General features: G+C 64.9%; 11 protein-coding genes. 4 read left to right on the top strand and 7 right to left on the bottom strand.

Features of this window, described 5'->3' with window-relative positions:
- Positions 1-233 precede the first annotated feature (233 nt).
- The gene (locus N2604_RS39160; protein WP_260373228.1) at positions 234-1,205 is read right to left on the bottom strand and encodes a sensor histidine kinase; all 972 of its coding nucleotides are present in this window, start codon (positions 1,203-1,205) and stop codon (positions 234-236) included.
- 179 nt (positions 1,206-1,384) lie between these two features.
- On the opposite strand from N2604_RS39160, the gene N2604_RS39155 reads away from it, so the two are divergent.
- A complete protein-coding gene (locus N2604_RS39155) occupies positions 1,385-2,224 on the top strand; it encodes an SDR family NAD(P)-dependent oxidoreductase (protein ID WP_260373227.1) in 840 nt (279 codons plus the stop codon).
- 139 nt (positions 2,225-2,363) lie between these two features.
- Here the strand turns inward: N2604_RS39155 and N2604_RS39150 are convergent, their stop codons facing one another.
- Both N2604_RS39150 and N2604_RS39145 read right to left on the bottom strand, forming a co-directional pair.
- Positions 2,364-3,740, bottom strand: a complete 1,377-nt coding sequence (locus N2604_RS39150) for a cytochrome P450 (RefSeq protein ID WP_260373226.1) — start codon at positions 3,738-3,740, stop codon at positions 2,364-2,366.
- Between the two features lie 135 nt (positions 3,741-3,875).
- Positions 3,876-5,111, bottom strand: coding sequence for an LLM class flavin-dependent oxidoreductase (locus tag N2604_RS39145; RefSeq protein WP_260373225.1), 1,236 nt, complete (start codon positions 5,109-5,111; stop codon positions 3,876-3,878).
- Positions 5,112-5,600: 489 nt separating this feature from the next.
- Here N2604_RS39145 and N2604_RS39140 point away from each other — a divergent pair, with 489 nt between their 5' ends.
- Positions 5,601-6,800, top strand: coding sequence for a PHB depolymerase family esterase (locus tag N2604_RS39140; protein ID WP_260373224.1), 1,200 nt, complete (start codon positions 5,601-5,603; stop codon positions 6,798-6,800).
- A 185-nt stretch (positions 6,801-6,985) separates the two neighbouring features.
- Here N2604_RS39140 and N2604_RS39135 read toward each other — a convergent pair whose 3' ends face one another.
- Positions 6,986-7,654, bottom strand: coding sequence for an MBL fold metallo-hydrolase (locus N2604_RS39135; RefSeq protein ID WP_260373223.1), 669 nt, complete (start codon positions 7,652-7,654; stop codon positions 6,986-6,988).
- Positions 7,655-7,816: 162 nt separating this feature from the next.
- Between N2604_RS39135 and N2604_RS39130 the strand changes: the two genes are divergently transcribed.
- The gene (locus tag N2604_RS39130) at positions 7,817-9,415 is read left to right on the top strand and encodes an alpha-amylase family glycosyl hydrolase (RefSeq protein ID WP_260373222.1); all 1,599 of its coding nucleotides are present in this window, start codon (positions 7,817-7,819) and stop codon (positions 9,413-9,415) included.
- Between the two features lie 200 nt (positions 9,416-9,615).
- Here N2604_RS39130 and N2604_RS39125 read toward each other — a convergent pair whose 3' ends face one another.
- The gene (locus N2604_RS39125) at positions 9,616-11,316 is read right to left on the bottom strand and encodes an alpha-amylase family protein (protein WP_260373221.1); all 1,701 of its coding nucleotides are present in this window, start codon (positions 11,314-11,316) and stop codon (positions 9,616-9,618) included.
- A 286-nt stretch (positions 11,317-11,602) separates the two neighbouring features.
- Between N2604_RS39125 and N2604_RS39120 the strand changes: the two genes are divergently transcribed.
- Positions 11,603-12,091, top strand: a complete 489-nt coding sequence (locus tag N2604_RS39120; RefSeq protein WP_100236250.1) for an MmcB family DNA repair protein — start codon at positions 11,603-11,605, stop codon at positions 12,089-12,091.
- Positions 12,092-12,268: 177 nt separating this feature from the next.
- On the opposite strand, the gene N2604_RS39115 is transcribed toward N2604_RS39120, so the two are convergent.
- Complete coding sequence (locus N2604_RS39115) at positions 12,269-12,823, bottom strand: ActR/PrrA/RegA family redox response regulator transcription factor (RefSeq protein ID WP_271505019.1); 555 nt, start codon at positions 12,821-12,823, stop codon at positions 12,269-12,271.
- 102 nt (positions 12,824-12,925) lie between these two features.
- Complete coding sequence (locus tag N2604_RS39110) at positions 12,926-14,248, bottom strand: ActS/PrrB/RegB family redox-sensitive histidine kinase (protein ID WP_260376396.1); 1,323 nt, start codon at positions 14,246-14,248, stop codon at positions 12,926-12,928.
- Positions 14,249-14,278: the final 30 nt, after the last annotated feature.

The raw sequence follows: 14,278 nt of genomic DNA, 5'->3' as shown, positions 1-14,278 counted from the left end.
GACGGTGATGACCGCGACGTCAGCCTGCGCACACGCCTCGTCCTTCGAGACGGCGCTAACGCGCCTCCTCAGGATGAGGCTCATCGACATCAGTGCTCGTTGAAACTGCCGCCGCGCACTCCGTCCTCATCCTGAGGAGCCCGCCTTAGGCGGGCGTCTTGAAGGATGGCCGCAGAGAAAAGCTTTCAAATGCGGGGGAGGGAGCGCACCTTCCACGTTGCGCTAGTTGAGCCTTAACGCTCGTCGCTTCGTGGAATGCGACACTGCATGATGCAATGCAGACCGGTTTTCAGGTACGAGATCTCGGTCTTGCCGTCGAACGCCGTCAGCGCCGATTTCAAGAGCTTGGTGCCGAAGCCGGGCTCAGACACCTTGTCCACGCTCGGTCCTTCGGTTTCGTCCCATGTGATGGTCAGGCGGTCGTCGATGATGGTCCATGACACCTGCAACAGGCCGCGCGGCGCGGAGAATGCGCCGTACTTGCCCGCATTGGTGGCAAGCTCGTGAAACATCAATGACAGTGTGACCGCGAGCTTCGGCGGCAGGAACAGCCGCTCGCCGTTAAGCGTGAAGCGGACATGGCCGTAAGGCCCGAGCTCCGAGATCAGGAGGTCACGAATGTCGCAGCCGGCCCTGTCGATCCGCGAGATCAAATCGTCGGTTGCGGCCAGCGAGCGCAGCCGCGGATCGACCCGGGCCCAGACCTGCGGCTGGTCGTGCAGTACCTGGTGCAGCACGGCATGCACCGTCGACAGCTTGTTCTTCAGCCGATGCTGGAGCTCCTCGACCAGCAGCTTGCGATAATCTTCTTCCTCGATCAGGCGTTTGGAAATCCGGCGTTGCTCGGTCAGCAAGGTGCGATAATGCTCGACACCCCAGATGGTCATCGCGCACACGGCCCAGTAAAGCGCCAGCAGGGCAAACCGCGCGCGATCGGCAAAAGCATCGCCGAAATTGAGAACGACGCCGAGCACGCCGCCGACGAGCGCCGTCACGATGCCGATCCGGAAGCCGCCCAGGGCCGCAGCAAAGAACACCGCCGGGAAGTAGGGCGTGAAATAGATGTCGGGACGAACCTGAGCGAGGCCCCAGCGGACCAGGGTTGCACCCAACAGGCAGACCACCGCAAAGCCGATGCTCAGACCGAGCGAAGGCGGCGCCGCACCCTGCCAGCCCTTGCGGAACTCGTCGATCAGCTTCCTCATGCGCTGCCCGGTTGCGATAGGCGTTCGACGATCGAGCGGCCGGTGAGGATGTTACGCATGCCGCCCGTGCAAGCATAGCTTGCCTTGTCGGAAGCGGGCGGGAATAGTGACCGCTGCGGCGACGGCGGCGGCCGGCATTCGCCATTTGGCATCAAATCACTCGAAAACAGGAACATTCCATGGGCAGGCTGGACGGCAAGGTTGCGGTGATCACGGGGGCGACGAGCGGCATCGGATTGCGCACTGCGGAAGTCTTCGTTGCCGAAGGTGCCAAAATTGTGATCGCGGGCCGGCGCGTACCGGAAGGCGAGGCGCTCGCGAAGCAGCTCGGGGCGAATTGCATCTTCCGTCAGACCGACGTCACCGTCGAAGCGCAGATGCAGGCGCTGATCGCGCTCGCCGTCGACAAGTTCGGCAGGATCGATTGCCTGTTCAACAATGCGGGCGGGCCGGCACAGACCGGCGGCATCGAGGGCCTCGAGGTCGAGCGGTTCGATGCGGCGATGGCGACGCTGGTGCGCAGCGTCATGCTCGGCATGAAGCACGCCGCGCCCTACATGAAGAAGCAGAGCGGGGGCAGCATCATCAACAATGGCAGCATTGCCGGCCGCCTCGCCGGTTTCTCGTCGTCGATGGTCTATAGCGCGGCCAAGGCGGCGGTGATCCACCTCACCAAATGCGTGGCGATGGAGCTCGGCGAATCCAACGTCCGCGTCAATTCGATCTCGCCCGGCGCGATTGCGACCGGCATCTTCGGCAAGGCGCTGGGGCTCTCGACCGATGCCGCCGAGAGGACGCCGGCGGTGATGCGCGAGGTCTACAAGACCGCGCAGCCGATTCCGCGTGCCGGCCTCCCCGACGACATTGCCCATGCTGCAGTGTTCCTGGCCAGCGACGAATCCAGCTTCGTCAACGGCCACGACCTGGTCGTCGACGGCGCCATGACCGGCGGCCGCAATTGGAGCCAGCAGCAGCAGGGCTATGTGGCCTTGCGCAAGGCGTTCGACCAGGGGGCGTAAGCGGCGCCCTCGTGCCCCGGACGCAGCGCAGCGCTCCTTCAGCGGTGCGCTGCAGAGCCGGGGCCCATCTCTCCAAGCTGAACGTGTCGCAAGATTCTGGGTCCCGGCTCGCGCTTCGCGCGTCCGGGGCACGAGAGGCTCAAACCGCCTTCACCCGCACCCTGAGCCCATCCCGCGGCTTCGGGATCGGCCACATCTGCCAGTCCGGCTTGTAGCCTGGTGCGAGCGACACCTCGATGTTCTCCAGGAAGTGCCGCGCGAAACATTTCGCCTGCATGTAGGCGAAGTGCAGGCCGAGGCACATATGCGCGCCGCCGCCGAACGGCACGAAGGCGAAGCGGTGGCGGCCGCGCTGCGCGTCCTCGGTGAAACGCAGCGGATCGAAACGGTCCGGCTCCGGCCAGATCTCCTTCATGTGATGCGTATAAAGCGGGTTGATGCCGACCGCCGTGCCGGCGGGGATCGCAAAACCCTTGAAGCTGAAATCGCGCATCGCGCGGCGCGGCATCGACGGCACCGGCGGCTTGAGCCGCAGCGCTTCCTTGAACGCCATCTCGGTCAGCGGCATCTTTTCCAGATCGTCGAAGCTGGTCGGCGCGCCGGAGCCGAGGCCGAGCGCGAGCACCTCCGCGCGCAAGCGGTCCTGCCAGTCCGGATGGGCCGCGAGCTCACCGATGAAGGAGGTCAGCGACGAGGTCAGCGTGTCGTGCGCGGCCATCATCAGGAAGCTCATATGGTCGATGATGTCCTGGTCCGACAGCAGCGCGCCGTCCTCATGGGTGGCGCGGCAGAGCTGCGAGAACAGATCGTCGCCGCCGTGATTGCCGCGCCGCAGCGGAATCTGCTCGCGGAAATAGGCGATGATGCGCTTGCGCCCCTTCACCCCTCGCGCCATCTGGGTGCCGGGCAGGGGGCGGCGGATCGGGGTGACGGCGGCGGCCACCATGTCGATGAAGGCGCGGTTGATCTCGTCGACCTCGGGCCCGATATCGGCGCCGAGGAACGAGGCCGCGGCGAGATCGAGCGTGAGCTGCTTCATCGCCGGATAAAGCTGCATCTCTCCCGGCTTCGCCTTCCATTGCGCGACGCGCGCGGAAATGCCGCGGTCGAGATCGCCGAGATAAGACTTCATCGGCCCGGACTTGAACGCGACCGAGAGCGCCTTGCGATGCAGGCGATGCTCCTCGAAATCCAGCAGCATCAATCCGCGCGGAAACAACAGCCCCAGCACCTTGTCCCAGCCATGGGTCGAGGAGAACAGCTTCTGCTGGTCGAACAGCACGAGCTCGTTGGCCTCGGGCCCGAGCAGCACGACATTGGTCTCGCCGAAAAAATGCGTGCGGTAGACCAGGCCGTACTTGGCGCCGTTCGCCTCGATATGGCCCTTGGGATCGGCGAGCACCTGAAAGGTCTTGCCGATGATCGGCCAGCCTTCGTCACCGGGAATGTGGGTCAGCTCGTTGCGCCGCGGCGGAGTGAACGGAAGCGCAGGGGCGGCCACATTCTGCATCGACATGACGATTGCTCCGACTGGCTGACCCCGCGAGCATAGCACGATCCGGGCACGATGAGCTGCGGTCGTCTTCCGCACAAAATCGTCACTCATCCATCGTTGTCCCGGCCGAGGCCGAGACAACGATGGGTTCGTGCCCTACCGTTTCGCCGCTTCCTTCTGCAGATCCGGCGCGTTGACGGCGGGAATGGCGACGCGGCCGGGGCCGGTGACCTTCAGCGCCTCGGCGGCCTTCTCGTTCTCCATGATCTTGGCCATCACGGCCTGACCGGCACGCTCGAAGATCGCACGGTTCTCGATCACGAATTTTTGCGACTTGCGAAGACCGTCGATATAGCCGTTGATCTCGGGCACGACGTAGCGTGCCACCATGTCCCAGCTCCGCCGCGTGTTTTCCGGATTGGCCCAGTCGTGCACGAAGCCGATGATGGCGCCGACGCCGCCGGAGACCTGCATCACGTTCTTGATGGTTTTGACGAGATCGTCTGGCGTGCCGATGGTGGACGCGGCCCCCTCGACGAAGGCGGTCTTGTCGACGGCCTCGTCGGGCGATGAGAACGCGGTGAGGCCCGGCCGCTGCAGAGTGCCGACATTATATTCGTTGTGCCAGCGCATCAGCCCCGCGCCAGCCTCGCGGCGGGCTTGTTCACGCGTCTCCGCGATGTGCCAGGTCAGCAGCACGCGCCAGTCGGCGCGGTCGACCTTGGTACCATGCTTCTTGGCGGCATCTTCGGCGAACTGCCATTGCTGCTGCAGCGACATCAGGCCCTGCGTCGTCATCGAGCCCAGCGAGATGATGCCGATGCCGTATTTGCCGGCCAGCGTCATGCCGGAGGGCGAGATCTGCGAGGCCACGACGAACGGCATCTCCTCCTGCAACGGCAGGATCTGCAGCGCGGCGTCGTTCATCGTGAACCAGTCGCTCTTGGCGGTGACGCGCTCGCCGTTGAAGAGACGGCGGATGATGCCGATCGCCTCGTCCTGCCGATCGCGCTGCGTCATCGGATCGATGCCGAGCGTGTGTGCATCGGAGGCGAGCGCGCCGGGACCGGAGCCGAAAATGGCGCGGCCGCCGGTCATGTGATCGAGCTGCACCATGCGCTGGGCGACGTTGAAGGGATGGTGATAGGGCAGCGACACCACGCCGGTGCCGAGCTTGATCCGCTTGGTGCGCTCGCCGGCGGCGGCCAGGAACATCTCGGGCGAGGCGATCATCTCCCAGCCCGAGGAATGATGCTCGCCGCACCAGAACTCGTCATAGCCGAGCGCATCGAGCTGCTCGACCAGGTCGAGGTCGCGCCGGAACTGCAGCATCGGATGCTCCCCGATCGGGTGATGCGGGGCAAGGAAGGCTCCGAACTTCAGGCGCGCCATGGCGTTCTCTCCGGCTGAATTTTCTGTTTGTTGGTCGTGTCAGGCTACGTGCCTGACGGCACGAACGCAATCACGCGATGTCCCGCGCGGTGGAATGCAGGCATGCGTGGCAGCGAGCGAGACGTCGCGTATTCCTCTCCCGCTTCGCGCTTCATCGCGAGATCGCGCGATCTGAATCAGAATGAGGCGGCAACGCGATTGGGCCGGTCCGGCCATTCGCCTTCGAGCCGGCCAGCTTCACAATCAGCGCGCGCAGGATTTCTCGCCTCGCTCGTGCCGTTTGTGACATTCGTCATGATCGGCGCCGCATTTCCGGCGCGGATGCGTCGCGGATCGGCGCGAGATCGACACGTCGCGGTTAATACGTGCGGAATCCTGCGGATTTCCCGCGAATTTCACCTGGATTGACAGCGCACGGTCTTTTTATTTTGCAACGCAGCAACTATCTGGTTGGGCTGGACGTTGAACGTCGCCCACCAGGAAATTGCCGTGTCGTTAGCCAGAAATATCGATCTGTTGAGACGTCTGCCCCGGCTGGACGGACTGCGCTTCGCCGAGCCCGGCCGCGGTGCAGATGGATTCAGCCCGCTGCAGGAGGTCACTGGCTTCGGCGACAATCCCGGCGCCTTGCGCATGTTCGCGTTCGTGCCGGCGCAATTGCAGCGGCCGCGCGCGCTCGTCGTCGTGCTGCATGGCTGCGGGCAGACGGCGGCCGCTTACGATCTCGGCGCGGGCTGGTCGACGCTCGCTCAGCATTACGGCTTTGCGCTCTTGATGCCCGAGCAGCAGCGCATCAACAATGCCAACACCTGCTTCAACTGGTTCAATCCGGAGGACACCGCGCGGGACAGCGGCGAGCCGCGTTCGATCCGCGAGATGATCGCGCACATGGTGAAGGCGCATCGCATCGATCCCAGGCGCGTCTTCATTACCGGCCTGTCGGCCGGCGGCGGCATGACCTCGGTGATGCTCGCGACCTATCCGGAAGTCTTCACCGCCGGCGCGATCATTGCCGGGCTGCCTTACGGCATCGCCTCGAACTTGCGCGAGGCGCTCGACGGCATGTTTCATTCCCCGGCGCGTCCCGCGGGCGAGCTCGGCGATCTCGTGCGCAGCGCCTCCGATCATCGCGGGCCCTGGCCGAGGGTCTCGGTATGGCACGGCAGCGCCGACCGCACCGTCAATCCCGGCAATGCCAACGAGATCGTCAAGCAGTGGCTCGACCTGCACGGTCTGCCCGAAGTGCCGATGGCGGAGACCAATGTCGACGGCTATCCGCGCCAGGCCTGGTGGGACAGGGACGGCGAGACGCTGGTCGAGTCCTATGCCATCACCGACATGGCGCACGGCACGCCGCTTGGGCTGGCCGACAACGAGCAGCGCTACGGCATCGAAGGCGCCTTCCTGATCGAGGCCGGCATCTCCTCGTCCTACCACATCGCCAAGTTCTTCGGCCTCACCGGCTGGATTGCGGACGCCGCGACGAAGACGGCGGACGCCAAGTCCGCAACGAAGTCTGCCACGAAGCCTGCGGCGAAACCGGCGCTCTCGCCTGCGCCGCATCTCGCCCGCTCGATCCGCACCGCGGTCGCCGCAGAGCCGGCCGAGCCGCAGCGCGAGAAGGCGCGCGGCTTCGACCTCGGCCAGATCATCACGCGCGCGCTCACGGCCGCGGGGCTGATGAAGTAAGCCTCAAGCCCAACTGTCGTCCCGGACAGGCGCGCCCCAAGCGCGCGCCGATCCGGGAACCCATAGCCACACGACAAAGTTGGGCACGAAGAGGTAACTCCGAGTCCCCGTAACCACATCTCAGTGGTTATGGATCCGGATCTGCGCTTGCGCTTGTCCGGGATGACAATGGAGTTTGCCGATGCCTACATCTCGCCGGTGATGAACGGATTGGTCATCCGCTCCTGGCCGATGCTCGAGCCGGCGCCGTGGCCGCAGATGAAGCCGACATCGTCGCCGAGCGGCAGCAGTTTCGTCAGAATCGAGTCGATCAGCGTGGCGTGACTGCCGCCGGGCAGGTCGGTGCGTCCGACCGAGCCGGCGAACAGGACGTCGCCGACATGGGCAAACCGCAGATCCCCGTTGAAGAACACCACGCTGCCGGGCGAATGACCCGGACAATGCAGGATGTCGAACTGCAAGCCGCCGATCGACACGCTGTCGCCTTCCTCGAGCCAGCGGTCGGGCGTGAAATCACGCCCGCCGGTCATGCCGAAGCGCGCGCCGCTCGCCACTACGTTGTCGAGCAGGAACTTGTCCGCGACATGCGGCCCCTCGATCGGCACCTTCAGCGCATCGCGCAGCTCGGCCGCGCCGCCGACGTGATCGATATGGCCGTGGGTCAGCCAGATCTTCTCCACGGTGACGCCGCTTCTCTTGATCGCTTCCAGGATCTTCGGCACGTCGCCGCCGGGATCGATCACCACGGCCTTCTTGGAAGGCTCGTCCCAGATGATGGTGCAGTTCTGCTCGAACAGCGTCACGGGAACGATGATCGCGCCCGCCTTGGCTTTGGTGTCGTTTTGCTCGGTCATGGCCTCACAATGCCGATTTTTGCCGGGCCGCCAAGCAAAAGATTCGGCCCCACTGCCGCGGAACAGCCGTCACACGGCCGTCCCAATTGGCCTGCCAATTTGAACCGGGGCGTTGCTGTCGCGTTCTCCCGCGCAAGGCGGCAGATTTGGGTGGTCTTCGGCATGGCTCACGACAACGAGAATTGGTGGCGCGACGGCATCTTCTATCAGATCTATCCGCGCTCGTTTCAGGACTCGGACGGCGACGGCGTCGGCGATCTCGCCGGCATCCTGCGGCGACTGCCTTACGTCAAATCGCTCGGCGTCGACGCGATCTGGCTGTCGCCGATCTTTCCCTCGCCGATGGCGGATTTCGGCTACGACATCTCGGATTATGTCGGCATCGAGCCGCTGTTCGGCACGATGGCGGATTTCGACGCATTGCTCGCGGCCGCCCATGACAATGGCCTGAAGCTGATCCTCGACCTCGTGCCGAACCACACTTCCGATCAGCACCCCTGGTTCGCCCTGAGCCGGTCCTCGCGCGACAATCCCAAGCGCGATTGGTACATCTGGCGCGATCCGGCGCCGGGCGGCGGCGTGCCGAACAATTGGCTGTCCGAGTTCGGCGGCAGCGCGTGGGCTTTCGACGAGACCACCGGCCAATATTACTACCACGCCTTCCTCCCCCAGCAGCCGGATCTCAACTGGCGCAATCCGGACGTCCGCGCCGCGATCTACGACGTGATGCGGTTCTGGCTGGAGAAGGGCGTCGACGGCTTTCGCGTCGACGTGATCTGGCACCTGATCAAGGACGCCGAATTCCGCGACAACCCGCCCAACCCGCATTATGTCGAGGGCCGTCCGCCGAACGAGAGGATCCTGACGCAATATTCCACCGACCAGCCGGAGGTGCACGATGTCATCGCCGAGATGCGGCGTGTCACCGATTCCTATGACGCGCGCGTCTTGATCGGCGAGATCTATCTGCCGCTGCACCGGCTCATGGCCTATTACGGCAACGATCTCACCGGCGCGCAGATGCCGTTCAATTTCGCGCTGCTCTCGACTTTCTGGAGCGCCCGCTCGATCGAGAAGATCATCGAGGATTACGAAAAGGCGCTGCCGCGCGGTGCCTGGCCGAACTGGGTGCTCGGCAATCACGATCGCCCGCGCGTCGCGAGCCGCGTCGGGCCCGAGCAGGCCCGCGTCGCCGCCATGCTGCTGCTGACGCTGCGCGGCACGCCGACGCTTTACTACGGCGACGAGATCGGCATGCACCAGCTCGCGATTGCGCTGGAGGACGTGCGCGATCCCTTCGAGAAGAACGTGCCCGGCATCGGTGTCGGCCGCGACGGCTGCCGCACGCCGATGCAATGGGATTCCTCGAACTTCGCCGGTTTTTCGCAAGCAAGGCCGTGGCTGCCGCTGCCGGAGGACCACATCCGCGAGAATGTCGCCAATCTCGAAGCCGATCCACGCTCCATCCTCAGTCTCTACAAGCGCCTGATCGGCTTGCGGAAGAGCTGTCCCCCGCTGGTCGCAGGCGATTATCATCCGATCGCCGCGCAAGGCGATCTCCTGATCTACCGCCGCGAGGCCGGCGGCAAGGCCGTGATCGTGGCGCTCAATCTCGGCCCCGATCCGGTCGCGGTGACCACCAGCGCGATCCGTTTCGGCAGCAGCATCTTGCTGTCGACCTTCCTGGATCGCGAAGGTGAGGAGATCGAAGGCGTGCTGGACCTGCGCGGCAACGAGGGCGTGGTGGTGGCGTCGTCGTAAACTGTCGTCGCGGACAAGCGCGCCCTAAGCGCGCGCCGATCCGGGACCCATGCCCACAGGAAGCAGTCTTGCGAAGACTCGAAGTTACCATCTCGCCCCATATTTCATCCAGTGGATATGGGTCCCGGATCTACGCGCGCCTGAGGCGCGCTTGTCCGGGTCGACAGCGGAGATTGTGGCCACGGCGGTGCGCGGCTACGTCACCCCGGATGCTTCTTCTTCCCGCCCACGGCCTCGTCGATATCGCTCCGCTTCAACAGATAATCCAGCCCGCCGACGCGGTACCAGCGGTAGCCATAGGGCTCCAGCACGACGCGATGCTGGCCGCGCTTGTCGGCGTGGCTGTGGTCCTCCGCGAGCAGATTGATCAGGTGCGCGCCGGCCTCGCCTGATAGCCCCACTGAGAACGCGATCTCGCGCGGCTTCTCGTCGAGATTGTGCACGAACAGCACCGAATTGTTGCGCCAATCGTAGCGCATGATGAACACCGCGGGATCGCGCACGGGAATGACCGTAAAATCGCCCCAGCCGACCTCCGGCACCTCCTTCCGCATGCGGATGATGCGCTCGGTCCAGTTCAGCATGGAGTTCGGATCGCGCCGCTGTTTTGCGACATTGACGTGCGGAAAGCCGTAAGGGCCCTCGTCGATGACCTGGCAGGCGGGCTTGTCGCTCTTGGTGAAGCCGCCATGCGGCTCGGTCGACCATTGCATCGGCGTGCGCGCGCAATTGCGCTCGGGCAACGAGAGATCGTCGCCCATCGCGATCTCGTCGCCGTAGCGGATCACGGGCGTCCCCGGCAACGTGCACATCAGGCTATAGGCGAGCTCGAGCCGCCTGCGGTCGCCGCCCAGCATCGGCGCGAGCCGCCGGCGGATGCCGCGGTCGTAGAGCTGCATGTCCTTGTCGGGTCCGAACGCTTTGAACACCGTGTCGCGCTGTGACTTGGTCAGACGCCCCAGATCGAGCTCGTCGTGATTGCGCAGGAACAGGCCCCATTGCGCCGTCGCCGGCCGCGGTTTTGTCGCTTTCAGCGCCTTGGCCAGCGGACGCGAATCGGCGGATGCCAGCGCATAGAACAGGTGCTGGTTGACCTGGAAGTTGAACATCATGTGCATGCGGTCGGCGTCGCGGCCGAAATATTCCATGTCCGTCTTCGGCAGCACATTGGCTTCGGCGAGGATGATGGCGTCGCCCTGCCGCCATTGCAGGAATTCGCGGAAGGCGCGCAGCATGTCGTACTGCTCGACCGGCTTCTTCACCTTCGCGCCCTTGGTCGCGATCACGAACGGCACCGCGTCCATGCGGAAGCCGGAGACGCCGAGCTGGATCCAGAACCCCATGATCTTCAGGATCTCGGCCTGCACATGCGGGTTCGAGGTGTTGAGGTCGGGCTGGAAATCGTAGAAGCGATGGAAGTAATACGCGCCGGATTCCTTGTCGCGCGTCCAGGTCGATTTCTGCACGCCGGGAAACACCATGCCTTTGTTGGCACCGGGAGGCTTCTTGTCCGACCAGACGTACCAGTCGCGATAGGACGAGCTCTTGTCGCGCCGCGCCGCCTTGAACCAGTGGTGCTGGTCCGAGGTGTGGTTGACGACGAGGTCGATGATGACGCGGATGCCGCGCTGCTTGCAGCCATGGGTGAACTCGACGAAATCGCCGAGCGTGCCGTAGCGAGGATCGACGCTGTAATAATCGGCGACGTCGTAGCCGTCGTCGCGGCCCGGCGAGGTCTGGAACGGCATCAGCCAGATCGTGGTGATGCCAAGCCCGTGCAGATAATCCAGTCGCCGTAACAGCCCCTTGAAATCGCCGACGCCGTCGCCGTTGGCGTCCATGTAGGAGCCGACGGACAGGCAATAGATCACGCCGTTCTTGTACCAGAGATCGTCGATCATGCGCGAGCCGCTCGGTGGTTCCGCCCGGGTGGGCGGCTGCGTGATAAGTGTTAAGAGCGAGGGCGGTTCCGCGCCTCTCACGTCACACTCGTAGTCGTCCCGGGGTGCGCAAAGCGCGAGCCCGGGACCCATCCCCACAGGCAGCAGTTTTGCGACGACTCGGAGTTACCGCCTTTGCTCCACCTCCCTGTGGTTATGGATTCTCAGATGCGCAATTGCGCATCATAGCTCGCGCTGCGCGCGCCCCGGAATGACGGGCGGGATGGAATCGGCTATCCTCCCGGCCATGGACAACACCGCCCGCATCACCCTCGTGCCGCCGCCGGATCGCCGCCAGTCGGAGACGGCGCTGGCCGTCGCGCGCGGCACTGCGCGGCTGCTGCGCTCGCTCGGCTTCTCCTGCATCAGCGAATTGCCGCTACCGTCGGGCCGGCGCGCCGATCTCGTCGCGCTGAACGAGCGCGGCGAGATCTGGATCGTCGAGATCAAGTCGTCGGTGGAGGACCTGCGCGCCGACCAGAAATGGCACGAATACCGCGCCCATTGCGACCGGCTGTTCTTCGCCTTCACGCAGGATCTGCCGTGCGAGATCTTCCCTGAAGACACCGGCCTGATCATCGCCGACGCCTACGGCGCGCACCTGCATTGCGAGGCGCCCGAGCACAAGCTCGCTGCCGCCACGCGCAAGCAGATGACGGTGCGGTTCGCGATGGCCGCGGCCTTGCGGATCAACCGCCTGGTCGATCCGCAGGGCCACGCGGATTTTTGGGAATGAGTGCGTAGCCCGGCAATTCTGTCGATCCGTCATCCTGAGGTGCGAGGCATGGGACGCAACGCGTCCCATGGGGAGCCTCGAAGGATGTACGGCCGGGATGCAGCCGGGCCGTCGGCCTTCGAGGGCCGCCGAAGAGGCGGCCACCTCAGGGTGACGGTGAGAGATGGTCGAGTGAAATTACCTTGGCGCGCGCTTGGCCAGGATCCGCTGCAGCGTGCGCCGGTGCATGTTGAGCCGGCGCGCCGTTTCCGAGACGTTGCGGTTGCACATTTCGTAGATGCGCTGGATGTGCTCCCAGCGGACGCGGTCGGCCGACATCGGGTTGGCCGGCAGCTCGGATTTCTCCGTGTTGGTCGACAGCAGCGCGGCGACGACATCGTCGGCATCCGCGGGCTTGGAGAGATAATCGATCGCGCCCATCTTCACCGCGGTCACCGCAGTGGCGATGTTGCCATAGCCGGTCAGCACGATGGCGCGCGCATCCGGGCGCTTCTTCTTCAGCGCCGAGACCACGTCGAGGCCGTTGCCGTCGCCGAGCCGCAAATCCACCACCGCGAAGGCCGGCGCCGATTTGCCGATCTGCGCAAGTCCGTCCGAGACGGTATCGCACGACGTCACGGCAAAGCCCCGTGTTTCCATGGCGCGCGACAGCCGCTCCAGAAACGGCTTGTCGTCTTCCACGATGAGAAGCGAGCGGTCGGTCTGTTCGTTCAGTTCGGCAATGGCGTTCAAGGTGTTGTCCTCTCTCCAGCGCATTGAGATATGGCGTCGCAATCGCGCGGTGCCAAGGCGGCAAATGGTCGACCCGGCCCGTTGTGCGACGCAAGGTCGCGCCTATCCTATTGTTTCTTCGAGCGTCTCGATAGCCTCAAAACGCTGTCGCGGCCATGTGATCTGAACCACCGCACCGTGGTCCGGAAAGATCCGGTTGGTAAACGAGACCTTGGCGCCGGTGCGCTCCAGCAGGGTGCGCGCGATGAACACGCCGAGGCCGAGGCCGCGCCGTTCGCCGCCGCCATCATCCTGGCTGCGGCGCCGCGACAGATACGGCTCGCCGATCCGGTTGAGGATATCGGGCGGAATGCCCGGCCCGTCGTCGGAGATCAGGAGCTCGATATGGTCCTTGTTCCACCAGGCATTCACCTCGACGGTGGTGCGGGCGAAATCGACCGCGTTCTCGACGATGTTGCCGATGCCGTAGAGGATCGCGGGATTGCGTGAGCCGACCGGCTCGGCCGCCGCGGCCACCGCGATCCGCACCTTGATCTCGACGCCGAAATCGCGGTGCGGCGCCACCACCTCCTCGATCAGCTCCGACAGCTTCATGTGATCGAACGGCGCGCCGGTGGAGGAGAGCTGGGTGATCTTGCTGAGGATGTCGCGGCAGCGCTGGGTCTGCTCGCGCAAGGTCTTCAGGTCGGCGGCGATGCTTGCGTCCTTCACCGTCTTTTCCAGCTCGCGCGAGATCAGGAAGATCGTCGCGAGCGGCGTGCCGAGCTCGTGCGCGGCCGCGGCAGCGAGGCCGTCGAGCTGGGTCAGATGCTGCTCGCGCGTCAGCACCAGCTCCGTTGCGGCCAGCGCGTCCGCGAGCTTGCGCGCTTCCTCCGTCACCTGGAAGGAGTAGAGGCTGGTGACGCCGATCGCGAGCGCGATCGAGAGCCAGACGCCGACGAGATAGATCGGCGGCAGCACCAGGGGATCGTCGGAATCCCACGGCAGCGGAAAATGGAAGAAGAACAGCACCGAGGCGCAGGCGACCGCGAGCAGGCCGAGGCCGAAGGTGAAACGGGCCGGCAGCGCGGTGGCCGAGATCAGCACGGGCGCGAGGAACAGGAACGAGAACGGGTTCTGCAGCCCGCCGGTGAAGAACAACAGGCCCGCCAGCTCGACGATGTTCAGCGCGAGCAGGCCGGCCGCCTGCATCGGCTTCAGCCGCTGCATCGGATTGGCCGCGGTCTGGAGCGCGAGGTTGAGCGCCGCCGACAGGGCGATGATGCTGACGCAGGGGACGATCTCGACGTTGAACTCCAGTCCCTGGGCCACGATGAAGATCGCGGCGAGCTGTCCGAGCACCGCGAGCCAGCGCAGCCGCAGGATCGTGTCCAGCCGGATATGCCGCTGCGTGTGGCGGAAGTCGGTATCGGCAATTTCGGTCATATCGGCCAATGTGGCGGCGCCTTCCAAGGT

Origin of the sequence: Bradyrhizobium sp. CB1015, assembly GCF_025200925.1 — a bacterium.
In the GTDB taxonomy this organism is placed as follows: domain Bacteria; phylum Pseudomonadota; class Alphaproteobacteria; order Rhizobiales; family Xanthobacteraceae; genus Bradyrhizobium.
Note: the sequence above shows the minus strand (reverse complement) of the source record. Positions and strands in the feature narration are given on the sequence as shown.